This window comes from Chitinophaga sp. G7 BAM 1005, from assembly GCF_057126945.1.
In genome coordinates, this window is the sequence record NZ_CP181478.1 from 1,135,613 (window position 1) to 1,160,526 (window position 24,914).

At 48.0% G+C, this 24,914-nt stretch carries 17 protein-coding genes and 1 pseudogene; 12 read left to right on the forward strand and 6 right to left on the reverse strand.

From position 1 onward, the window contains the following. Positions 1 to 3 precede the first annotated feature (3 nt). From ACMXI2_RS04560 to ACMXI2_RS04585, 6 genes are read left to right on the forward strand one after another with little or no spacing between them, the layout of a single operon-like run. On the forward strand, positions 4 to 3,243 hold the full coding sequence (locus ACMXI2_RS04560; RefSeq protein WP_483780521.1) for a SusC/RagA family TonB-linked outer membrane protein: 3,240 nt from the start codon (positions 4 to 6) through the stop codon (positions 3,241 to 3,243). A 21-nt stretch (positions 3,244 to 3,264) separates the two neighbouring features. After that, on the forward strand, positions 3,265 to 4,734 hold the full coding sequence (locus ACMXI2_RS04565; protein ID WP_483780522.1) for a RagB/SusD family nutrient uptake outer membrane protein: 1,470 nt from the start codon (positions 3,265 to 3,267) through the stop codon (positions 4,732 to 4,734). An 18-nt stretch (positions 4,735 to 4,752) separates the two neighbouring features. Beyond that, positions 4,753 to 5,451, forward strand: coding sequence for a fasciclin domain-containing protein (locus ACMXI2_RS04570; protein WP_483780523.1), 699 nt, complete (start codon positions 4,753 to 4,755; stop codon positions 5,449 to 5,451). A gap of 18 nt (positions 5,452 to 5,469) precedes the next feature. After that, the gene (locus tag ACMXI2_RS04575; RefSeq protein ID WP_483780524.1) at positions 5,470 to 7,068 is read left to right on the forward strand and encodes an IPT/TIG domain-containing protein; all 1,599 of its coding nucleotides are present in this window, start codon (positions 5,470 to 5,472) and stop codon (positions 7,066 to 7,068) included. 28 nt (positions 7,069 to 7,096) lie between these two features. Next, positions 7,097 to 8,014: a class I SAM-dependent methyltransferase gene (locus tag ACMXI2_RS04580; RefSeq protein ID WP_483780525.1), complete on the forward strand. Its 918-nt coding sequence runs from the start codon at positions 7,097 to 7,099 to the stop codon at positions 8,012 to 8,014. Positions 8,015 to 8,034: 20 nt separating this feature from the next. Beyond that, the gene (locus ACMXI2_RS04585; RefSeq protein ID WP_483780526.1) at positions 8,035 to 8,589 is read left to right on the forward strand and encodes a DUF1415 domain-containing protein; all 555 of its coding nucleotides are present in this window, start codon (positions 8,035 to 8,037) and stop codon (positions 8,587 to 8,589) included. On the opposite strand, the gene ACMXI2_RS04590 is transcribed toward ACMXI2_RS04585, so the two are convergent. Next, positions 8,584 to 9,600, reverse strand: coding sequence for a LacI family DNA-binding transcriptional regulator (locus tag ACMXI2_RS04590; protein ID WP_483780527.1), 1,017 nt, complete (start codon positions 9,598 to 9,600; stop codon positions 8,584 to 8,586). The two genes, ACMXI2_RS04585 and ACMXI2_RS04590, sit on opposite strands and share 6 nt — an antisense overlap. Positions 9,601 to 9,729: 129 nt before the next feature. Between ACMXI2_RS04590 and ACMXI2_RS04595 the strand changes: the two genes are divergently transcribed. After that, entirely contained in the window at positions 9,730 to 10,611 is an 882-nt protein-coding gene (locus ACMXI2_RS04595) for an inositol oxygenase family protein (protein ID WP_079470001.1), read from the forward strand. A gap of 140 nt (positions 10,612 to 10,751) precedes the next feature. After that, a complete protein-coding gene (locus tag ACMXI2_RS04600; protein ID WP_483780528.1) occupies positions 10,752 to 12,443 on the forward strand; it encodes a sodium:solute symporter family transporter in 1,692 nt (563 codons plus the stop codon). A 26-nt stretch (positions 12,444 to 12,469) separates the two neighbouring features. Here ACMXI2_RS04600 and ACMXI2_RS04605 read toward each other — a convergent pair. Beyond that, positions 12,470 to 12,625 (reverse strand): annotated as a pseudogene (locus ACMXI2_RS04605) (helix-turn-helix domain-containing protein); the annotation flags it as partial. A gap of 140 nt (positions 12,626 to 12,765) precedes the next feature. Continuing rightward, the gene (trhA, locus tag ACMXI2_RS04610; RefSeq protein WP_483780529.1) at positions 12,766 to 13,410 is read right to left on the reverse strand and encodes a PAQR family membrane homeostasis protein TrhA; all 645 of its coding nucleotides are present in this window, start codon (positions 13,408 to 13,410) and stop codon (positions 12,766 to 12,768) included. A gap of 346 nt (positions 13,411 to 13,756) precedes the next feature. Here trhA and ACMXI2_RS04615 point away from each other — a divergent pair, with 346 nt between their 5' ends. The 4 genes from ACMXI2_RS04615 to ACMXI2_RS04630 all read left to right on the forward strand — a co-directional run bounded on the left by ACMXI2_RS04615 (position 13,757) and on the right by ACMXI2_RS04630 (position 20,663). After that, positions 13,757 to 14,344, forward strand: a complete 588-nt coding sequence (locus ACMXI2_RS04615; protein ID WP_483780530.1) for an RNA polymerase sigma factor — start codon at positions 13,757 to 13,759, stop codon at positions 14,342 to 14,344. A gap of 76 nt (positions 14,345 to 14,420) precedes the next feature. Beyond that, positions 14,421 to 15,380: a FecR family protein gene (locus ACMXI2_RS04620; protein ID WP_483780531.1), complete on the forward strand. Its 960-nt coding sequence runs from the start codon at positions 14,421 to 14,423 to the stop codon at positions 15,378 to 15,380. A gap of 91 nt (positions 15,381 to 15,471) precedes the next feature. Continuing rightward, on the forward strand, positions 15,472 to 18,855 hold the full coding sequence (locus tag ACMXI2_RS04625; protein WP_483780532.1) for a SusC/RagA family TonB-linked outer membrane protein: 3,384 nt from the start codon (positions 15,472 to 15,474) through the stop codon (positions 18,853 to 18,855). A gap of 17 nt (positions 18,856 to 18,872) precedes the next feature. After that, positions 18,873 to 20,663 (forward strand): RagB/SusD family nutrient uptake outer membrane protein, encoded by a 1,791-nt coding sequence (locus ACMXI2_RS04630; protein WP_483780533.1) that lies wholly within the window; start codon positions 18,873 to 18,875, stop codon positions 20,661 to 20,663. A 207-nt stretch (positions 20,664 to 20,870) separates the two neighbouring features. Here ACMXI2_RS04630 and ACMXI2_RS04635 read toward each other — a convergent pair whose 3' ends face one another. The 3 genes from ACMXI2_RS04635 to ACMXI2_RS04645 are packed head-to-tail and all read right to left on the reverse strand — an operon-like array spanning position 20,871 to position 24,906. After that, positions 20,871 to 21,872, reverse strand: a complete 1,002-nt coding sequence (locus ACMXI2_RS04635; RefSeq protein WP_483780534.1) for a c-type cytochrome — start codon at positions 21,870 to 21,872, stop codon at positions 20,871 to 20,873. Between the two features lie 29 nt (positions 21,873 to 21,901). Further along, on the reverse strand, positions 21,902 to 23,338 hold the full coding sequence (locus tag ACMXI2_RS04640; RefSeq protein WP_483780535.1) for an aryl-sulfate sulfotransferase: 1,437 nt from the start codon (positions 23,336 to 23,338) through the stop codon (positions 21,902 to 21,904). Between the two features lie 38 nt (positions 23,339 to 23,376). Further along, entirely contained in the window at positions 23,377 to 24,906 is a 1,530-nt protein-coding gene (locus ACMXI2_RS04645) for a RagB/SusD family nutrient uptake outer membrane protein (RefSeq protein WP_483780536.1), read from the reverse strand. Positions 24,907 to 24,914 lie beyond the last annotated feature (8 nt).

Genomic DNA, 24,914 nt, shown 5'->3' on the forward strand with positions numbered 1-24,914 from the left:
GCCATGAAAAAACGGTACATACATACGCTGGTTGTTCTATTCCTGTTACTTGCAGGAGCCGGCAGCACGGTATATGCCCAGCAGGCTGTTACCATCAAAGGCCGGGTGACGGATGCCGCTTCGAAAGAGGGTATTCCGGGCGTAACCATCATCGATATAAAAAATAATAAAGGACTGGGTGTTACCGATCCCACCGGGCGATTCACCATTTCCGTGGAACCGGATAAAACCATCCAGTTCCGCTACATCGGCTACCGCCTGGAAACAGTTAAAACAGGAAAGGTAACCACGCTCAATATTACCATGAGCCCGGAAAATAAATCACTGAAAGAAACGGTGATCATCGGTTACCAGAAGCGTACCAAAGAAACATCCTCCGGATCTGCCGGTGTGATCGACGGAAAAGCGCTGCAGGACGTACCGGTATCCAATATCCAGGAATTGCTGCAGGGTAAAATTGCGGGTCTTAATATCCAGAACAATTCCGGTGCGCCGGGTTTTCGTGGTACCATGTCCGTGAGAGGGGTTTCCCAGCTGGATGTAAGCGGCAGTGGTGATAATGCCTATCTCACCAGTAATAATCCATTGCTGGTAATTGACAACGTACCGGTAGATTTCGACGGCGGTATTTCTCAATCGATGTTACAACCCGGCGCAGCCACCGGCCCGCTGGCGTTGATTCCACCGGAAGACGTAGAGTCCATCGTAGTAATGAAGGATGCACAGGCTACAGCCTTGTATGGTTCCCGCGGCGCCAACGGCGTAATTGTGGTAACCACCAAACGTGGTAATTCACCTACCCCGATCATTGACATCAACAGCAGTTTGTTTGTGAATCTGCCGCCAAATCTGCGGCCTACCATCGGTGGTAATGCAGAGCGGAGGTATCGTATTAACTCCATCATGAAAAATGCACGGGATGCACAACAGGCGCGCAGCATACTGGGAGATCCCAATTCCCAGTTCCTGACAGATAGCCTGAATGCGTTTTATAATAATTCTACCGACTGGCAGGGATTATTTTACCAGACCACTTTAAATACCAATAACAACGTCCAGATCAGCGGAGGTAACCTGAAGATGAATTACAAGGCCAACTTTGCTTACCAGATGAACCAGGGCGTATTGAAAAATACCGGCTTTAATAAATACAGCCTGAACATGCAACTGAATATGCAGCCAAGCAAGAAGCTGCGTATCGGCGCACAGTTGTTCAGCGCACTGGGTCAGAAGCAACGTGGTAACGGCGGTGGATTAACCAATAATGGTGCGGGAAATTCCTTCACTTCTTCCCTGATGCCTGGCCCTTCTACCTTTGTAGGCAACCCCCAGCTGAGCGGATATGAGAATAACATAGACGATAATAACACCCTCAATATCCGCGGCTTCGTGGATGTGGACTATGAAATTATCAACGGTTTGCGTATCAACTCCACTACTTCTTACGACTACTATACAGATACGAGGGACCGGTTTAACCAATCGTTTTCCAATAACAACCAAACCGGTTTGTACGGTTTCGTAGGCCGCCATGATGAGCTGAACACCAGGAACGGCGTGAACTACAGCTACAGCAGCAGACCGTCCGACCTGGAGAAAAGCCATAACATATATGCCAGCGTATTCAGTGAAATAAACATCAAATCAGATGACCAGCATGTGAAAGACATCCGCAATGGTCCGAACGATTATTACTGGGGCCCCCGTGGTTATTCCCCGAGGTTTTATCCCGGTAACCCCTGGAACAATGCGAATGAAATAAACGTAAACGGTACGCCGGTATCTTATGTGTATCATGCGGCGTCATGGGCAGGATTCTTCTCTTATAACTACCGCACCAAGTATGTATTAGATCTCGCTTACCGGTTAGATGGAAACTCTTCTGCAGGTATCAATAACCCCTATACGAAAAATCCATCTGTAGGCGTACGCTGGAACTTCAATAAGGAAAACCTGATGCGGCGCTGGAACTGGCTGGATTATGGATCGGTGCGTGTAACCTATGGGGTTAACAGTCGCCCTACCGCTACCATCCTCAATTCACTGGGTGCTTATGAAAGTGTGAAAAATTACAACAACGCCGTGTCCATCAATCCTAACTACAATATACTGGCTAACCCCTACATGGAACCGGAGAAATCTTCGCAGTTCAACTTCGGGGTAGACCTGGGCTTGTTTAAAGGCCGCCTGGAAGTGATCTATGATACTTATTATAAAAACAACTACAATCTGGTACGGGATATCCCGTTGCCCAATTCTACCGGGTATGGTAAGATGCAGGTGAATGGTGGCGCTATTGTGAACTACGGCCATGAGCTGTCCATCACCACGCGCCCCATTATGAACCGTGATCCTAAAGGATTCCAGTGGATCTTTTCAATAAACGGCGCCTACAACAAAGGCGTGCTCACGGAATTACCGGGAGGTTCGCAGCTCTTTATAGCAGTGGATCAGAACACTTACCAGAGCATTGCATTGAAAGTGGGCAGAAATCCGCAGAGCAATTACATGTACCAGACAGACGGCGTATACAGCAATACCTCAGACGTACCGGTAGATCCCATCAGGGGCGTACGTTACAAAGCATTTAAAGGTCCTGGTACGCAATACTTCCAGGCAGGAGATCCTATCTGGAGAGATCTGAACGGCGACTACGCACTGGATGGCGCGGACTACATGATTATGGGTAACCCCGAACCCATGTTCACCGGTGGTTTGAATAATACGTTGAGCTACCGGAACCTGTCGCTCAATATCAACTGTACTTTCCTGGCAGACCGCAGCATCCTCAACAATGCTATTGCCGCGAGGATCTACCGCCTGCAGTATCCCCAACTGTTGAGTACAGACGGTACCGCCGCCGGCCCTATCAACCTGTATGATATCAATCAGATTGACTACTGGAAAAATCCGGGCGATAAGGCTTCGCATCCTGCCATCGTAGGATCTTTTGATCACGATGCACAGGTAGCGCCTAACAGGCTGGATCAGAGCCTGTACATGGAAGATGGCTCCTACTTCAAAATTAACCAGATCACACTGGCTTACCAGTTCCGTGATTTTGATTTTATGAAGCGGTTAAAACTGCGTGTATTGCGTGCTTATCTCACGGCATACAACGTAGGCATCTTCTCAAAGTATACAGGGCCTAATCCTGAAACCGTGACCTCACTCGGAAGGGACGATATCAACGGATATCCCAATGCCACCAGTTTGACATTCGGTATAGGCGCTCAATTTTAATGACACTTAAATTATTTTCAGATGAAACATTGGTTTAAAATAGGAATACTTTTCTGCCTTTTGCTGGGAGTGGGTTCCTGTAAGAAGTTCCTGGAAGTAAAGCCACTGGATACACTTTCCGGAAAGGATTTCTGGAAAACAAGAGGCGACGCACAGAAGGCCATCAATGGCGCCTACGCAAAATTGCTGCAGAAGTTCACCAACGGTGTTGTATATAATGTAGGCGATTTCCGGCCCGGTAACTGGAACTGGTTTGATAAGAACGGTTTCCGCAACCTGGCGGCCAACCGCCTGCTGCAGGCCGGCGGCGATGGTATTGAAGATATCCCGGACTGGGGATTGTTTTACCAGGCCATTGCTACTGCCAATCTTTGTATCGACAGGATACCCGGTATTGAAGATCCTGCCTTCAGCTCGAAAGAGAAGAAAGCCCTGGTAGCAGAAGCCCGTTTTATACGCGCCTTCATCTACTTCTATATGACACGCCTGTACGGAGATGTGCCCCTGCAAACAGACCCGTATGATATCACGCTGAGGCCGCGTGAAAAAATGCTGACCGTGCTGGACTTCTGTCTCAAAGATCTCGAAGCATGCAAAGAGGATATGGTGATTTCCTACGATGATCCTACCAACAGGGCCGTACGTGGTACTAAAGGCGCTGCACTGGCGCTGATGGCACATATCAATATGTGGAGCGCCGGTTTTGATCCCGCCAATCAACAAAAATACTGGACACAAACTGCCGATCTGATCAAAGAACTGATGGATCTGCACGAATACAAACTGCTGCCTTACACCAAAGAAACCTTCCAGACCATTTTCAAAGGCCGCTCTGAAGAAGGCATCTTTGAACTGTCGCTGGATGCCAACTATGGGGGCGCTTTCCACTATCTCATCTGTCAGTGGACCTTGCACGATCCCATTATCCGGGATGGACTGAACGGTAACAGCGAAATTACCCCGATGGTAAGGCACCTCGACAGGGTATATCCCCGTGGTGAATCTGACAGAAGGCTGGACCTGTGGTTTGATGATCCTTATGCCTCCAAAGGAGAAAAGAAACCGATGTTCCTGAAATTCTCTGCGATCACTAATCCTATTACCAGGGACTACGACGCCAACTTCATCCTGTTCCGCTATGCAGATGTAATCCTGCTGAGAGCAGAAGCACTGGCCAACCTGGGTAACAGAAACAGCGAAGCCATAGAGATGCTGAACCTGGTACGCGACAGGGCAGGTGCAAAACTGTACGCCGGCGGTGGTGGAGAGCCCCTGAAAACGGCTATTTTCTATGAAAGGGAAAAGGAGCTGATGGGAGAAGGACATCTGTGGTATGACCTCATCCGCACCGGCAGGATCGGCGACAGAACCCTGACGGAAAATCCGCTCACACCAGACCTGATGGAGAAAGGCGCATGGACCTGGCCTATAGCCACATCCGCAGTAAACAATAATCCACTGGTCACCAGAAATCAATACTGGATACAATAACTGTAAAAAATATTCACTATGCGAAAGCTATTGCCCATAGCCGGCATCCTGCTGATAACAGGCCTGTTGTTATCTTCCTGTAAAAAAGATTACTATATCGACAGCGGTATCGCAGATCCGCATTATAAAGGAACCATTTACGAATACCTGGTTCAGAACCCGGACCTCTTTGATACCGTGGCCTATGTAGTAGAAAAAGCCGGGCTGAAAGAAATGTTGCAGAACGATTCCGTTACTTTCTTTACGCCAACAGATCAGAGTATCGTGGATGCGATCGACGATCTGAACGAATACCGTTACCGGATGGTGGAAGACAGCGTGAAGCTGGCCGATATTCCCCCTAAAGTATGGAAGAAATTCCTGGGTATGTACATGCTCAAAGGGAAGTATACCGCCAATAAATTTGCGCGTATCGACCCGGTGAATGTATATGCTTACCCGGGAATTAACTACGTGATGAACAGCGGCTATATCCTCAACATCGGGTTAATTTACCAGAACTACAACGGCGTGGAAGCAGTAGGCGCACGCGTACTGCTGCTCACAGACATCACCTATGATCCGGTGACTTTTGCCAATAATCAGAAAGTACAGGTGATGACCTCCGATATTCAGCCAACAAATGGTGTATTACATGTGCTGAGTTTCCGGCACAACTTCGGTTTCCGGCCGGGAGAGTTTGTCAGAATAGCGGAACAGGAACTGCAGAATCAATAACTCATTAACGCATTCAGTATGAAAAAATATACGTATTTAATAGCGCTGCTGGCAGTGTTAGGCGCCTGTACCAAAGATAAGATCAGCTCCAAAGGAGACGACCCTTATAAAGAACAGGTGCAGCCGGCGATCTATATCAATAAAGATGGTATCAGTCCAACCCGTGCACACGTAGGAGAGGAAGTGCTGATCAGCGGAAAAGGATTCCTGAAAAACAAGGATAAACTGGCCATCCTTTTTAATGGCGTGAGTGCGCCTATCCTCGCGCTTACAGATACCACCGCGCGCGTAAAAGTGCCTGCGCAGGCAGCCACCGGTAATGTAGCCGCACAGGTAGACCAGCAGTATTTCTTTGGTCCTTTCTTCCGCGTAATTGGCGTTTTCGAAATGGATACCCTTTTCCCCAGTAAAGTAGCCGCTAACGGAGGCATCTCGGATATTATACCTGTGGAAGACGGAAAGTATTTAGTAGTGGGTGATTTTACAGATTTCGATAACTCCGGCAAGGAAGGAAAGCTTAACCGCGTGGCCAGGATTAATCATGATGGTAAAGTAGACGGCTCTTTTGGCCCGGATAAGAAAAACGGTACCAATACCTTTGTGGCTACCGCCGCCGCGCTTCCCGGCGCCGACCGGAAATACCTGGTAGCAGGGGCCTTTAATAACTATGAAGGCGTAAACTTTGTAAACAGTATTGCATTGCTGAACAACAACGGCTCACTGGCTGCCGACAAAATATTCAGTCCTACCGGGAAGGAAATTACCGTGTCTTCCCTGAAGGGCGGCATTTCCGGGCAGGTAGCCAATATGCATGTGCAGGCGGATGGCAGGATCCTGCTCACAGGCTTCTTCCGTTTTTATGTACAACCCAACTACAACCTCACTGGCGCTGCCGGTCAGGATTCCGTACATCTCGATTCCGTACAGATAAACGGACTGGTTCGGTTAATGCCGGATGGAAGCCTGGATAGTACCTACAACTACGACCTGGCGAAACACATGGGTAAAGAGGGCCCCAATGGTTATATCAACCGTTCTATCCTCCTGCCCGATGGAAAAATGCTGATTGCCGGTACTTTCACCAAATACAACGGACAATCGGTGAACCGTATTGCCAGGTTAAATGCCGATGGTTCTATTGACCCTTCCTTTTCAGCAGGCGCCGGCCCGGATCAGAACATCCTGAATATGACCCGCCAGGCAGACGGAAAGCTGATCATTGTTGGCCGGTTTAATACATTCGGCGGACTTAAACTCGCTAACATAGCCCGTATCAACGAAAACGGGGTGGTAGATCCCACGTTTAATGTAGGTGCAGGCTCCAATGGTTACCTGTTCAACGCGCATGTAATGCCCGGAGGAGAAGTAATTGTGAGCGGTATCTTTACTGAGTTCAGCGGATTGGTTCGCAATAACATGATTGTGCTCACCAACAAAGGCGCTATTCATCCTTCGTATAACACCATTGGCGGCGTAACGCTGGACCAGAACGCCAACAGTGGCGGTATTACACAGATCCTGCCACAGGTGGGAGAGAAGTCGCTGCTGGTAGTAGGCACCTTTACGAAGTTCGATTACCGTGACGCCAACAGGTTTGTACGGATTACTTACCCATGATCCCCCAAAAGCAGCGTACCTTTGCCGTATGTATGTTTTACCGGAGATAATAAAAAGTATTTCATCACAACATGATCAACATAAAGAACTGAATCTTTTTTATGGCGGGAAAAGCGCCTCACTGGCGTGGACGCCTTATACCAGGTTCCTGCTGGCCACCTATCCGCGTGAAATTTTACAATTGAACGCGGATGGGTTGACAGCAGGTTTGGTTAATTACCTCACTACCCAGGCCCAGCTTACTTTTTGCGCTGCCAACCAGTATATGAATGTTTCCGGTGTTGCCGGCGAATCTTTAAAGGAGGTATATGTTACTTTAATGGAGGATATTGTTACCGGCCTCAAAAGAAAACAAACCAATTTCGATGACCTGGAACAACTGCATGGGCAACGCTTAACAAAGTGGCTGCTGCACACCAATCCATTTGTAAAGGAACTGAACAGCGACCAGGAGCCTCATGTTAAAAGGGTAGTGTGTGCAGAATATACACCCGCCACGCAACTAGCTGTACTGCGGCTAAGCCTGGCTACCATCAAAGGTCCTGTGCTGGATATCGGTTGCGGTCAACATGCCAACCTGGTACGATACCTGCGCAAACAAGGTATCAAAGCATATGGAATAGACCGGTTTATTGAACAGCCGGAAAGTTATCTCGGGTCTGCCGACTGGCTGGAATACCGCCTGGAGCCCAACAGCTGGGGCACTATCATTTCCAATCTTTCTTTCTCCAATCATTTTCTGCATCATCATCAGCGCAGCAACAGCGCTTATATGAGTTATGCCAAAAAGTATATGGAAATACTGGCATCGCTGCAAACCGGCGGTAGTTACCATTATGCGCCGGCTTTGCCTATGATCGAATCTTACTTGCCTGCTGCGCAATATGAGATCAGCCACGACAAAGTAGGCGATCACTTCAGCAGTACCGTGATCACCAGAAGATAGTTATCCGTACCTTCACCGCTATGGTATATGGTCCGGAACAGGCAGCAACGGTAATAACACAAACTCAGAACTGGGTCAGGGAACTTGTGATCGGTTGTAACTTCTGTCCCTTTGCAAACAGGGAGGTGAAGAAGAACAGCATCCGGTACCAGGTGAGCGGCGCAGTATCGCTGCAGGTGGCCAGTGATGAGCTGTTGCAGGAGTGTTTGCTGCTGGACAGCGAACCGGCGGTATCTACTACGCTGCTGATTTTTCCCACGGGCTTTCCGGTGTTCCGCGATTATCTCGACCTGGTATCGGTAGTGGAAAAAATGATCTATAAAAAGAAGTACACCGGTATTTACCAGCTGGCGAGTTTTCATCCGCTGTACCAGTTTGCCGGCGCCGATCCGGAGGATGCGGCCAATTATACCAACAGGTCCATTTATCCGATGCTGCATCTTTTGCGGGAAGCAGAAATAGAGAAAGCATTGCAGCAATATCCCCACCCGGAAAACATCCCTGAACGTAATATCAGTTTTGCCCGCGAAAAGGGCACTACGTACATGAAAATGCTGCGGGATAGTTGTTTATAGCCCCGACTTTGTAGAGTTTCTTATAATCAGCGAAGAAGGAATCACCTGTTGCTGCTCCTGTAGCGGGAAGCTGCTGCTTTTGAGCGCTTTGAACAATACGGTGGCGGCGGCGTGTCCCATGTCAAAGGCGGGTTGCGAAACGGTGGTCAGCGATGGTTGCAGAAAGCGTGCAGTGCTCAGGTTGGAGAAGCCGATCACCTGTACATCGCCGGGAATAGCGAGGGATAGCTCTTCACAGGCGAGGTAAACAGCTGTGGCCAGTTTTTCCGTGGTGGCAATGAGGCCGTCGTAATGGTTTTGTTGTAAGGCTGTTTGCAATAGTTGCCGGGTAGCTGCGGGTTCATTGGAGCAATAGAGAATACTGGCGGGAGTAAGCGGAAGCTGATGATCGGCCAGTGCCTGCCGGAATCCTTCTGCCCGCCTGTTGCTGATAGAAAGCTGCCTCGAAGCCGACAACAGGCCGATATTACGGCATCCGCCGGCGATAAGGTGCGTAGTGGCGTTGTAAGCGGCGTTGGCGTCATCTGTGGTGATCCTGGCAGCTGTTACTTCTTCACAAACCCTGTCGAAAAACACCACGGGTATTTCTTTCACCAGTTGGGCCAGTCCGTGTGCTGCTGCCGATGTTTCCGTTGTAACAGAAATAAGTACGCCGTCTACCCGTCCGCTCTGGAAATCTTTCAAAATAGCCTCTTCTTTCGCGAAACTTTCATGGGTAAGATAAATAAGCACATGGTAGCCTTTCTCCTGTGCAACAGATTCAATACCGTTGATGGCTTCTGCAAAAAAGCTGTCGGCCACCTCCGGGATGACCACCGCTATGGTATGACTGGATTTTTTCCGCAGGCTGCTGGCATATGGATTGGGTACATAATTCAGTTCTGCGGCGAGCGCCAGCACCCGCTGCTTTGTTTCTTCGCTTATTTCATGACTGTTGCTCAGCGCTTTTGAAATGGTGGCGGTAGATAACTGCAACCTTTCCGCAAGCATCCTGATGGTGACGTTTTCCATATAACGGCCGTGTTACTTAATCGGTTAAGTAAATAAAGTTATTCTATTATGCGGAAGATTTTTAAAAAGATCGCATATTTAGAGCAGGATATTTTCCTGTATTTCCACGAACTTTTAAAATCTGATATTATGGATAGCGTTAACGGGCAGCCAAATCCTGCACCACTTACTTCACTGGATCAGTGGGAAGATGATTTACTGGAGCGATATCCTGATCCTGCCAATATCAACAAGGAAAAAAGCACTGCTGAATTCCGGAATTATGAAGCGCCTCCACGCGATACCGTGCGGGAATTTTACCGGTTAAATCATACGTACCAGTCTTACGCATTTGTAAAAGAAAAAGAGAAAGAATTTCTTTCTTTCAATAAAAGAGAAATGTCGGTATGGGATGCTTTCGATTTTCTCAACCAGCTGGTAGATGATTCCGATCCCGATACAGACCTGGATCAATTCCAGCACCTGCTGCAAACATCTGAAGCTATCCGTGCTGATGGTCATCCGGACTGGATGGTGCTCACCGGCCTGTTTCACGATATGGGTAAAGTATTATGCCTGTTCGGCGAACCGCAATGGGCAGTGGTAGGGGATACTTTCCCTGTTGGCTGCGCCTTCTCCGATAAAATCGTTTTCCCGGAATTCTTCAAAAATAATCCTGATATCAACAACCCGGATTACAACACAAAGTACGGCGTATATGAACCCAACTGCGGTTTGGAAAATGTACACCTGAGCTGGGGACACGATGAATATATTTACCAGATCATGAAAAATCATTTGCCGGAACCTGCCCTGTACATGCTGCGCTATCACTCCTTTTATCCGCAGCACAGGGAACATGCTTACGGTCACCTGATGAATGCGCATGATGTAGAAATGTTTAAATGGGTGGATCTGTTTAATCCGTACGACCTGTACTCCAAGAGTCCAACTCCACCCGATTGGAAAGTATTAAGACCATATTACGAAGACCTGGTAGCAAAATATCTACCATCTACCTTGAAGTTTTGAACAGTGATATTATGGATTACCGGTGCAGATACAGCTTGCTGACGTCTCTCCGGTGATCCTTTTTTTTACATGCCGGAAAGTGTTATATTATATCCAGGTATTACCCGCGTTAAAAAAACTGCTGATCAACCGCTCCACTTATGAGTAATCAACTTGTGTTCAAAGACTACCTGGTATTTGCGTTGTATTTTGTGATTGTTGCTACCTACGGATATTGGATTTATAAAAGAAAGAAGAAAGGAGCTGTAAGCGCTTCAAAGAATTTTTTCCTTGCAGAAGGATCTCTTACCTGGTGGGCCATCGGGGCTTCCATCATCGCTTCCAACATTTCAGCGGAACAGTTTATCGGGATGAGCGGCGATGGCTTTTTTGTGGGCATCGCAGTATCCGTGTATGAATGGGTGGGCGCGGCTGCGCTGATCATTGTGGCCGTATTCCTGATGCCGGTGTATATCAAAAATAAGATCTACACCATGCCACAGTTTTTGAAAACGCGCTACAATGAAACCGTAGCGTTGATTATGTCTGTATTCTGGTTGTTTTTATATGTATTTGTTAACCTCACTTCTATTTTGTACCTGGGCGCTCTCGCTATCAACGGACTACTTGGGGGCGCCTATTTTCATGAAGTGATGGTGGCGCTGGCCATCTTCTCCGTAGTGATCACCCTGGGTGGCATGAAAGTAATTGGCTACACAGATGTAATACAGGTGGGCGTGCTGATCATCGGCGGACTGGCCACTACCTGGATGGCGTTAACGGTGGTAAGCGAAAAGTTTGGTATGGGAAAAGATGTGCTGGCCGGCTTTAATATCCTGATACAGGAAGCGCCCGACCATTTTCATATGATGCTGAAGAAGCCCGCTGTGGGCGCACCGCAGGACTATGTGAACAAATACCTCATCCTGCCGGGCTTTGGTATGTACATCGCCGGACAGTGGATCAGCAACCTTAATTACTGGGGTTGTAACCAGTACATCACGCAACGTGCACTGGGGGCAGATCTGCAAACCGCCCGTACAGGTATCTTATTCGCCGGCTTACTCAAAATACTGATGCCGGTAATTGTAATGCTGCCGGGTATTGTGGCGTATGTGTTGTACCAGCATGGGCACCTGCCGCAGCTGGAAGGAGGGCAAAAAGACGGCGCCTATGCGGCCATTTTAACCCTGCTGCCGGCCGGTTTGAAAGGGCTCGCCATTGCAGCGCTTACCGCCGCTATAGTAGCTTCGCTGGCCGGTAAGTCCAACAGTATTTCCACCATTTTTACTTTAGATGTTTACAAGAAATATATCAACACCAAAGCAGATGAAAAGCAGCTGGTATGGACAGGCAGGCTCACTATTATAGCCGCCATCGTAATCGGCGTGTTATTTACCTGGAACGATGTACTGGATATTGGCGGCGCCGGTGGTTATACTTTTGTGCAAAAGTATTCCAGCTTTATCAGTCCCGGTGTATTTGCCACTTTTATCCTCGGCATGTTCTGGAAAAGAACCAGCGGCGTTGCTGCTATAGCCGGTATCATCACCGGTTTTGCGGCATCCCTGTTCTTTAACCAGCTGGCTGTAAGGATCTTTGGTCCTGAAACAGTGTTGTATTCTGCATTTCACAACGCCAACGGCGAATATGAAATTCCTTTCTTTATCAGCCTGGGATGGTCTTTCCTTACCACAGTGCTGGTAATGGTGGCTATCAGCCTGGGCGGGCCGAAGGTGAGTGCCAAAGCTTTTGAGCTGGACTATGAAATGTTTAAGCTGAAGCCTTCTTCCGTGATTTTAATTGTAACGATATTGTTGTTGCTGTCGGTTATTTATGTGAGGTTTTGGTAAGATGTTTTGCTGTTTGCTTGTTATTTTCAATTAAACGACTGCCGGTACTCCAGCGGTGTCACCTTCATTTTGCTTTTAAACAGTTTGCTGAACGACTGCGGGTGTTCAAACCCCAACTCGTACGCAATTTCGCTTACTGATAAGCCGGTGGTAGACAACTTTTCTTTTGCCTTTTCCATTAATTGGGGCTTTACGGACGAAAGCCATCTGAACAGGACGTTCAAGAAATACACCGGTATCAATCCTACCGACTACCGGAAAAAGATGTGGGCAGAGAGAAATTACCAGCCAGGGTTAAGCGGCTGATAATTTCCCGGAATTTTTACATGGCCATTAATACCGCCACATAATGACAGATAGCCGCTGCCAGTACCAGCAAATGCCATACGGCATGGGTATAAGTATATTTATCCCAGATATAGAAAATAACCCCTATCGTGTATAATCCGCCGCCAATAGCCAGCATAATGATCACCGGCAGGGGAAGGTTGTCGAAAAACCGGCGGCCGCCAAATACCATGATCCAGCCCATCAAAAGATAAATGATAGTGGACACAATATCATATTTTCCCGTAAACCAGGTTTTAAACAAGACGCCGACCAGTGTAAGTCCCCATAGGATCGACAACAGCGTAATCCCAAAGGCATTATTCATATACACCAGCAGGAAAGGCGTATAGGTGCCGGCTATTAAAAAGTAAATACTGATATGATCAAATATCAGGAACAGCTTTTTTACGGCCAGCTCCTGTGATAAATGGTAAATAGTGGAGTTTGTAAACAGCAATATAAAGCAGAAGGTGTAAATACAGGCGCCTACAATGCCCGGCGTATTACTGTGTGTGGCGGCAATACCCGCCAGCATGGGTAATGCGCTTACCCCGAAAATAACGCCCAGCCCATGTATCAGCCCGTTCACGATTTCCTGTTTACGGCTGTACCCCTTTTCATTCATTATAACTGCCATGCCTTCCTTTTTTCCAGGCAAAAATAAGCTAATATTACTCAGGAGGCAGATCGAGTTTATCTATAAGCGGATTTTGTCTTTCTCAGGATTACACTGATTATACTGATTTTAAGGATTTGATCATATGTGATTTTTAAAGGATTAGGGGAGATAAAAGCAGATATATTCGCTTTTATCTCCCCTAATCCTTTAAAAATCATTTAAAAATCCAAAAAAATAAAATCAAGGTAATCAGTATAATCAGTGTAATCCTGAGAAAGACAAAATTCGCACATGGTAGTTGATTCTCAGCATAAATAAGCGTAAGTTAGATCACCAATATATTTCTTCAAAGCACTTCAATCCTGTGGACACGAACGAAATAAATGAAGCCACTATTAAAGAGGCGCTGAAACGCAACGACAGGGAGGCGCTGGGGCAGTTGTTTCGCCTGTATTATCCCCGCTTGCTGGGATACGCGTGCAAATTTGTTACAAAAGAAGCCGCGGAAGATATTGTGCAGGATGTGTTCATACAATTGCAGCATAAAGGCGCCGCCGGCGATATCAGGCAAAGCCTGCCCGGATACCTTTTCCGCTCCGTACACAACAGCTGTGTGGATCACCTGAGACATGAAATGGTACACCGGCGCTATGTAGATGCCGCCCTCACCGCCCTTTCCCTGGAAGAAGCAGCCTGGTACGACCCCGAAAAGGGACGGCAAAGCCTGGTGCTCACCGCGGGCGACGAGGAAGTACAACAAGCCATCGGGCAACTCCCACCCAAATGCCGCGCTATACTGGAACTCCGCTACAAAGACGGCCTCCGGACGAAAGAAATATCAGGTATCATGGGCATATCTGCCCGCACCGTGGAAACACAACTCTATAAAGCCATGAAACAGCTCCGCTCCAGTATAAAAAAGGTGAAAATCCTGATCTGGTCGTTATACTGATCGCCCTCCCAAGCCGGTCAATAATTTTTTTATCCACGTACGTAGAATTGATTTACTCATCCGTCTTTATATTATCATGGAAGAACAAGATTTTGATTATAATCTCCTTGTCAGGTTTATTGAAGGGAACGCAGCTGCCCGTGAAAAGGAACAGGTGATGAATTGGTTGCATCAAAACGAACAACATAAACAGCTGTATTTCCAGGTAAAGGATATCCTGGATTATGCCGCCGCGCCCGGCGTAACCGCCGCAGAAACGGAACAACGCTGGCAACAGGTATCCGCCCGCCTGGCAGCAGCGCCTGCCACCGCAAAAGTATTATACCCGTGGTACCGGGTGGCTGCAGCAGTAGCCGTATTGATGATCCTCGCGGCCGCCGTATTGTATACCTGGTTCCCCGTGCGCCACGCCCTGGTAACCATCATTAATAAGGAAGCCGCTCCCAAAGTAGTGATGCTGCCGGACAGCAGCCAGGTATGGTTACTGAAGGGCGGTGAACTAAGCTACGTCCCCGGATGGGAAAAAGAAAGAAAAGTGACACTGAAAGGAACCGCTTTTTTTGAAGTAAATAAACACACGGAACATCCTTTCACCGTAAAGATGCAGCAGATGGACATCATAGTACTGGGTACTTCTTTCATTGCCAACAGCGGCGCTGCCACCGCCGCAGCTGCGGTGAGCGATGGCATGGTAAAAGCAGTGCTGCCGGGAAAAGAATGGACACTGAAACCCGATGAAGGTGTTTTCTTTGAAAATGGAAAAAGCAGCAAACAGGTAGTGCACAGCAGCTATTACCGGATGATGAAAGCAGGCTACTTCGATTTTAATAATACCACGATGCCCGAAATCGCGGAAATTTTGCAGGTGGTATATGGCTACCAGGTAACCGTCAGGCAGCCGGAAGTATTGCAGCAACGCAGTATGAGCGGACATATGGCCATCAGCGATGAGGCCAGTCTCCGTAAAGCAATGTCAATTATTATGCACGTAGAGATAATAAAAGACGGACAACAAATCATTATTCAACCAAAATAAACAGATCGAACGATAGTGAATGATCCTGCCGGCAGGAACAGTGTACTGAAAAGGAAAACCAAAATTAAAATCAGATAAATCAAATCCCGTTATGAAGAATTTGCTTCCACTTACGTGGGGACTGGCATTGCTATGCCTGACTACCAACGTGTTTGCCGCGAACGACGGCTTACGGCAAAACTTTGCCGGTAATGGCCATAACAATAACGCCTATACGCCGGTAAACGTAAAGGTTTCGCGCGATACGCAGCTGGCGCTAAAAGTTGCGCTGGAGGAAATATACAGGGTAAAAGGCATCCTGTTTATTTACAACGACCAGCAAATAGACGGGATCACTTTCCCCCGCCAACTGCTGAAGCTGGAAGGAGCCCCGCTGATAACAGCCATCGATAAAATACTTACCAGTCACCAGCTGCGATGTAGTAAACTCAATAATAAACAGTATCTCATTGTAGCCGCATCAGAAAAAGATGCGCCCGCTGCGCAACTCACGGAGCCCCCGCGGAAACCGGCAGTGGTCATCTCCGGAAATGTAAAAGATGGTATCGGTAACCCGCTGCCGGGAGTAACGGTGAAAATCAGCCGCACCGGCAAAGGTATCATCACCAACACTGCCGGCCATTATGCGATCGACGCAGAACCACTGGATACCCTGGAGTTCTCTTTCATCGGTTATAAGAAACAACTGCAGCCGGTACGCAATCGCCTGGAAATGGAAATCACGATGGAAGCAGAAGAGGGAGGACTCAATGAAGTAGTGGTAATAGGTTATGGCAAGCAACGGAAAATAAGTTTGATCGGCGCGCAAACGGGCATTAAAATAGAAGAATTGAAACAACCGGTCCGCAACCTCAGCACCCTGCTGGCCGGCCGCCTCGCCGGCATCATCGGCGTACAACGCAGCGGCGAACCCGGCTACGACGATGCCCAGATATGGATCCGCGGCATCTCCACTTTTACAGACAGCCGTCCACTGGTACTGGTAGACGGCGTTGAACGGCCTTTCTCCAATATTGACCCCGAAGATATCGAGAGCTTTAATATCCTCAAAGATGCCTCCGCCACGGCTGTATACGGCGTAAGAGGCGCCAACGGCGTTATCGTGATCACCACCAAAGGTGGCAAAGCACAAAAAACACAGATCAATGCCGACCTCAACAAAGGCATCACCCAATTTACCCGCCTGCCACATTATGCCGATGGTGTAACCTATATGAAAATGGCCAACGAAGCCACTACCACCCGCGGAGGTACCGCCCAGTATTCGGAAGAGGCGATCCGGAAAACCGCCACCGGCGAAGATCCGGAGCTGTATCCCAACGTGAACTGGATAGATGAAATTTTCCGAAAGAATGGCAGTAATAAACGCGCCAACCTGAATATGCGCGGCGGCACAGACGTTACCAGCTACTACGTTTCTGTTTCTTATTATGATGAAATAGGATTGTTTAAGAGAGATGATCTCGCCAAGTATAATTCTGACATCAAATTTACCAGGTATAATTTCACTTCCAACCTGAACATGAAGGTGACAAAAACCACCCGCCTCGAATTTGGCGTGCAGGGTTATATCGGCAATGGTAACTATCCCGGTACAGGCACCGACGCTATTTTTGATGCAGCCATTAAACTGCCGCCAATAGTGCATCCTCCCAAGTATTCGGATGGCCGCATCGGCGGACAACGTACCGGCGACGTAACCAATCCCTACGACCAGCTCACCCAAACCGGCTATGCCACCGAGTTCCGGAACCAGATCTTTTCAAATATCCGCCTCCGGCAGGATCTCGGTTTTCTCGTGAAAGGACTGTCGTTTACCACCATGTTTTCTTTCGATAGCTATAACCTGCATAAAATGGCCCGCACCAAAACAGTGGATAACTGGATTGCCACCGGCAGGGATGCAGACGGTAACCTTATATTTGAACAAACCCGTATCGGGACCAACTATTTGTCCTACGCACGGAGCAACGGAGGCAACCGGCAGTTCTATACTGAAACCGCCCTTAACTACGATAACACATTTGGCAAACATCGCGTAGGCGGACTACTGCTGTATAACCAGAGCGATAAAATTGACGCTTTCAAAGATGATTTTATTGGCTCTATTCCACGCCGGCAGCGCGGCCTGGCAGGAAGAGGAACTTACTCCTGGAGCGACAAATACCTCGCAGAAGTGAACTTCGGATATAATGGCTCTGAAACATTTTCCCCCAACAGGCGATATGGATTTTTCCCCTCCGCCGGTTTGGGCTGGGTAGTATCCGGTGAAAACTTTTTCAGAACCATCACCAACACCATCCAGTTCTTAAAGTTCCGTTTCTCCTACGGACTGGTAGGTAACGGGGAAATCCTCGATGGCGATAACATCCGCCGCTTCGCCTATATCCCTATCGTGGCATCTACCACCGGGTATACGTTCGGAAAAGACCGCAACAATACTTTTAACGGATATGATATCGGTGAATATGCGTCCGACGTAACCTGGGAAACCGCGAAGAAAACAAATCTCGGGATGGAAATCACCACGTTCAAAGACAAGCTGAATATCCAGGTGGATGTTTTTAAAGAGAACAGGAAGAACATTTTCCTGCGTCGCTCTTCCATACCCGCTTTGATAGGGCTGCGCAGCAATCCTTATGGTAACCTCGGCAAAACAGAAAACAAAGGCATCGACATCTCGATAGATTACAACCATAAGATCGGCGCCGTACAGCTCAATCTTAAAGGCAATTTCACCTACAACAGGAACAAAGTAATAGATGATGATTTGCCCGCGTGGGCCTATCCCTACCTGGAAAGAAAAGGACAGAAAATTGGTCAGCGTTTTGGCTACATCGCTGAAGGACTGTTCGCCGATTCAGCAGAGATCCTCCGGAGCCCGGTGCAGAACGGTAATGTACGCCCCGGCGACCTGAAGTTTAAAGATATCAATGGTGATGGTATCATCAATGCCTACGATCAATCGGCCATCGGGTACGGTTCCGTTCCTGAAATTGTATATGGCTTTGGCGTAAACGCCGCGTACAAAAACTTCTCCATCGGTTTATTCTTCCAGGGTATTTCCAATGTGGATATCTATGCTTACGGAGAAGGCTTTGTACCCTTCCAGCAGGGCGGTACCCGCGGTAACCTGATGGATGTGATCACCGACAGGTGGACGCCCGAAAATCCTAATCCCCATGCGTTTTATCCGCGCCTGTCGTTTGGCGATGTGAATGATAATTATAAATCCAGCACCTGGTGGGTAAAAAATGGACGCTACCTGCGACTGAAAAATGCAGAGATCAGCTACACCCTTCCGCCGCAGTGGCTGAAGCGGGTAGGGGTACAGCGTTCCCGCATTTATGTGATGGGGTATAACCTGGTTACCTTCAGTCCTTTTCAGTTGTGGGACGTAGAGCTGGGCGAAGGCCGTGGTACTAAGTATCCGCAGCTCACTACCTATAACGTAGGCGCATCATTTCAGTTTTAAAGCTAAAATCTAAAGGGATGAAAAACATGATTGTAAAATATACTTTGCTGGCTGTGATCCTGATGATGGCGGCCGGTTGTAAAAAAGGTTTCCTCGACCAGGTGCCGGATGACCGTATTACCATCGAGGAAATTTTTTCCAGAAAAAGAACTACAGAAGAATATCTCGCCAATGTATATTCCTACGTGAGGGATGAAAGTAATCAGTGGCAAAGTAACCCGTGGACGGGCGCCTCTGATGAAGCAGACATGACCTGGGCCAGGAGCGGCTACAATTCTTATTTCATGAACATCGGCAGCTGGGATCCTACTTCCGGGTTCTTTGATTTCTGGATAGATAATTATAAAGGCATCCGCTCCGCTACCTATTTTATGGAGAACGCCGATAAGTGTAAGGAAATACTTGCCCAGCCTGGCGGCGCAGATATCATAAAACGCTATAAGGCGGAAGCCCGCTTTCTGCGCGCTTATCTTTATTTCGGATTGTTACGCCAGTACGGCCCTGTTCCGTTGCTCGGTGAAAGCGCTTTATTACCGGACGTTCCTTTTGAGCAAACACAAATTCCCCGCAGCAGCTACGACGAATGCGTGAATTTTGTTGCATCTGAACTGGACCGTGCTGCGCAGGACCTGCCATTGCAGCAATCCGATGAACTGGAGTATGGCCGCATCACCAAACCTGTTGCAATGGCTGTAAAGGCCAGGATGCTGCTGTATGCCGCCAGTCCGCAGTTCAATGGCAACGCAGACTATGCCAGCTTCACCAACCAGGATGGGCAGCCGCTTGTAAGCACTACCTACGATGTGAATAAATGGAAAAAAGCGGCGGATGCGGCCAAAGCCGTCATCGACCTGAACCTGTTTCAGCTATACCGGGTAAATGATGCCAGTGGCGCCTATGATCCGTTTGCATCCTGCCGCGATGCCATCATGTCGCCGTGGAATAAAGAGGTGATTTTTGCGCGGGCAGGCAACGGTGTAGACCAATGGGAAGTGCATTGCTCTCCACGTTTTGCCGGTGGCTGGAGCGGCGTTGCAGCCACCCAGCAAATGGTAGACGCCTTTTTTATGGAGAATGGAAAAGCCATTGATGAAACCGGCTCGGGGTATGTGTCTTCGGGCTTCTCTACTACAGATGCGCGCTACACTACTGCCGGTACTTACAACATGTATGTAGGAAGAGAGCCGCGCTTTTATGTGTGCATTACCTACAACGGTATGACCTGGTTTAATAAAAGTGAAGGAGAGAAGAAAGTAGAACTGTTTAATACCGGCAACACCGGGAAAAGAGGCACCTACGATTATTCCCGCACAGGTTACCTCGTCCGCAAAAACTATCACCCCGATACTTATCCCCGGCTGAGCCGTTACGTATACCGGCCGTTTGTGCTGTTCCGTCTTGCTGAAATGTATCTCAGTTACGCGGAAGCCCTGAATGAAGCAGCACCCGGAAACGCAGATATCCTGAAATATATGAACCTTATCCGCGACCGCGCAGGTATTCCCGCTTTACCCGGCGGCCTTTCACAAACGGAAATGCGGGAGCGTATCCGCCGCGAACGCAGGGTGGAACTGGCTTTCGAATGCCACCGTTACTTCGATACCCGCCGCTGGAAAATTGCAGAACAAACCGATGGCGGACCTTTTTATGGAATGGATGTAGACGCAGGTACCAGTTTAACGGATCTTTCTTTCTACAAGAAAACAGTATTTGAAACAAGGATCTTCCAGAAAAAACACTACCTGTTTCCAATACCGCAATCCGAAATAGACAGGAATAAAAAGTTGGTGCAGAACCCCGGTTGGTAATGCAGCGGAGGTTGTCTTTTTCAGGATTAACCTGATTATACTGATTACTTTGATTTTACTTTTTTGATTTTATAAATGATTTTAAATGATTTTGGGAGATAAAAGCGAATACCCGCTTATATCTCCCAAAATCATTTAAAATCAAAAGTGATCAAATCCCTAAATCAGTATAATCAGGTTAATCCTGAGAAAGACAAAATTCGCGCTTTAATAAATTGGCTTTAACCCCTTCGCTTTCCAGTAGTCGATAATGGGTTGATACGGACCGAATTTATGTTGCGCTACAGAGAAGCTATCCACAAAAGGGCCGTGGTCATAGTCAATAGCTTTTTCCGCGATATGCGGATAATCAAAGTTTTTTGGATTGGGCCTGGTGTGGATCTTGTCGTTGTTTACAAACGCAGCAATGTCCATCGCTTCTTTATCGGAGAGGAATGGTTTGCCGGGTATTACCTTATCGTAAGGCATATTGTTTTTCAGCCATTCTGCCTGTTTGATAACGCGGTGCATACTGGAACCGGGTTGATAGGCGGTATTGCCCCACAGTGGCGGATATACATAAGTGCTTTTGTCTGCGTTCCATTGTCCTTCTCCGTTCTGGCCATGACAGCGGGCGCAGTTGGTTTGATAAAGCACCTGCCCGTTTTCAGGATTGGCGGCAATATCAGGGAAGGTAACATGCATATTTTGGGCGCCTTTGAAAGGTTTGTTTTTTGGAACAAAGGTGCTGATCCATTTAAAGTAAGAAAGAAAGGCTACCATCTCTTTGCTGTCCAGCGGGAGCGGTTTGCCGTTGTGCGGACGCATCACGCAGTTGTTCACCCTTTCGGCCAGTGTAAGCACCTTTCCCTCTCTGCCGCGGTATTGCGGGTAGTTATCGTGCGACGACATGAGGTTAAAGGAAAATGCTTTGGTACCTGCATCCTGGTGACAGTTGGTGCAGTTCATTTTATTACCAAGATACTTTCCTGCGCTGCCATCCGGCCCGATATAACGGGCCGTGTTGAGCATCAGCTCCCGGCCGTACTTCACGGACTCGCCAAATTGATCATTGGGAATGAGGGTGGTATCGATGTTGATGTATGTTTCGGTTTCGGGTATTGCAGCTGCGGTTGCTTTTGTTTCTCCTGTTACCGGCGATCCGCAGGAAGATATGATGGCTATTATCCCCCAGCAACCCATCACGCAAATCACAATTAAGCGTCTCATGTATAGTTTTTTTAAGTGCACAATTATTGTTAATAGCCTGGCTGAATGATATAAGGGGCCAGTCTTTCTGCCGGGATAAAAGACGCCCGGTAAGACGACATGCCTGTTCTCAGCAGCCAGAGAAACCTTCCCTGGAAGTTGGTCAGTATCACAGTATTTCTTTTGGTAGCGCATTGCAGCAGGGTAGTGTCGCCCACTAAATAACTGCTTCCCATTCTCTCATTATAATTTTCCCGCGGCAGCTGGGTATTGATGCGAAGCTGCGCCTGTTTTGTGTTTTCATCCAGTTTAAAGGAAAGCGTTCTGGATGTTTTTTTGCTCACCCCATTGTCGAAGAACATCAGTTCACCGTGTTCATTGATATGCAGGCCGTGCGCCTGGTCAAATAGTGCGGCAGCCGGCATGTCGAAATCGCCGTTTTTCCCGAATGTCCAGAGGCGTTTACCGGTACGGGCATCTATCTTCCATATCTGCCCGTTGTTATAAAAAGAGATGAGGTAATTACCATCTTTATCAAACGCGATGCAGTTGGCGTGCATCCAGTCTTGTTTTTCTTTTAAGATGTTTTTATCTTCCAGCGGATTCAGTGCATCAAATACTGTCCATTTCCATACCTGTTTGCCTTGCCTGTCCAGCACCAGGATGCCATCGCCTCTTACGGTATCCTGTTTACTGCCGCCTTTACTGCTCAGGTCACAGATCCTTTCCTCCACGCAAAGCGTTACAAACTCATTGTTGGGATTCAACAGTATTTCGTGATGGATGGTTTGTTTGAAATCCTGTTGTCCTTTTTTGAGATTGGCCAGTGTATCGCCGGAAAGAGAAAGTTCCAGGATCTGGTCGCCGTAGCTGGTTTCGTAGCCAGGGCCGCCCAGCAGGGTAAGGAAGGTGTTGTGATCTGTAAACCGCGCCACTTTAAAACCGGTGCCGCTTACCTGGTGGTACCAGGTAACATCGCCTTTTGCATTGAGCAGGAAAAGAACACCCGGATCTTCGCGGCGGGTAAGCATTACATAGCCTGTCCTGAAGGTAGCCGGTAGCACGGAACTGTCGGGGCATACAACGCTGAACATATCTTTCATCCATACCGGGAAACCGGAAGTGTTGAAAGTATAGGTTTTGCTGGGATAAAGATTTTTACCATGACCGGTTAAGATGCGGTATTCATACGCTTTTCCCGGCAGCAGGTTGGTGAGCACTATCGTATGACTGATCCGGTGTTCCGACAGTGGCGTGGTAGTGCGTTGTTGTGCCTGTTCTTTTGGCCAGTATTCCACTGCTGCGTCTACCGTGTCGGTACAGAGGATATCCGTTTTTACCTTGATGGCATTTTGTCCCTGCGGGTTGAGCGTGATGGAAACAATATCGTTGCCGCCACTATTCATACAGCCGGGTGCAAACAGCAACAACGCTGCCGCCATTGATAGCAATGGCAGCAGGCGTTGTATTTTATTCAATTTATTCATTTGCAATATTGAATAATTTAGAAAGACAGTAAAGCCGGTTATTGACGGCGGTCACTGTTGCTGAGATTTTTATTAAGATCTGTTTGCGCCTGTGGGTAAGAGAAATATTTATCCCGTGCCAGGTTGATGGTGGGTGTTTTTCCTACCGCGGTGAGGTAAGTGTTTACCGTGCTTTCATATTTACCCATGCGGATCAGGTCCTGTCTGCGTTTGCATTCAAAGAAAAATTCCCAGCCGCGTTCCTGCAAAATAGCATTGCGCAAACTTTCTTTGGTGAAGGTACCGGCAGCGCCCAGGTTGGTAGCATGGGAGCGGTCTTTTACCTGGTTAATCAGCCCGATGGATTCGCTGTTGGGGCCATTCAGCTCATTCAGCGCCTCGGCTCTGCACAGCAGGATATCTGCATAGCGGAGTATCGGGAATACGTGACCATCGTAATAAGTAGTAGAACCGGCAGGATCGGCAAACTTGGTAGTGGCTACATCCGGCATGTAGTAGTAGCCATCCGGTGGATTGGTTTGTCCCGGAGGCGCCTGCATGTAATGCAAACCATCGGTACCGATATAGTCAGAATAGAACATCTTTTTACGGTCGTCGTTAGCTGCAAAAGTATTCCAGAAGTACCAGGTTAAAGCGAAATACTGCCATCTGTCGGTTACCTGTGGGTTGTTGATAGGGCCGAAGTGGTTCATGATTTCAACGGCATCTACCAATGGATCGGCGAGGGCGCTGAAAATACTTTCCTGGCACCATTTGTTTTTCTCTGCAAATAACCCGGCGTAGCTTGGATACAGTCCGTAGCCGAGCTTCATGATTTCGGTGGTAAGATCCAGTGCTTTCTGCCATTCATGTTCACGCATGTACAGTTTGCAGAGTAAGGACATGGCGGCGCCTTTGGTAGCACGGCCAATATCGTTGGAGCTGTAGATGGCGTTGTTTAAATAGTTGACAGGAAGATGGGCCGCCGCAAATTCCAGGTCGCTGATGATCATTTTATTGATCTCTGCTACCGGTGTGGTAGGCAATGATGCTTCATAATCCGGCTGGGCCACATTCTTTGCTACCGTTTCTTCCGTTACTACTATTACCGGCCCGAAAGCATCTGTGAGATCCACATATCCCAGTGCGCGCAGGAAGCGGAGTTCCGCGGAGAACTGGTCTTTTTGCGCATCTGTGATGCTGGTCATTTTAGGAATATAGTATAAAGATATGTTGGCATCTGCCACCAGTTTGTACTGGTGCTGCCAGGCAAAGGCAAGATAGGTATTGGCGGGCGCCCACTGGCAATCAGACATCAGGCCCACATCTCCGCCGGAGCTGGCGTGGCCTACATCGGTAGTCAGATCTGAAATGGTTACCTGGAAGCCTGCATAATACATCCATGCATCCGATCTGCCGCTTGGTTGTTTGAGTCTTGAATAAACGCCGTTCACAGCAGCTTTGGCATCACTCAATGTGAGGAAGGCGTTGGCGTCTGTGAGATAACTGTATACTTTTGGTTCCACCTCTTTTTTGCACGAACTGGCGCCGAGCAGCAAGGTGGCTAATGCGATATATGCGTATTTCATTTGTTCCG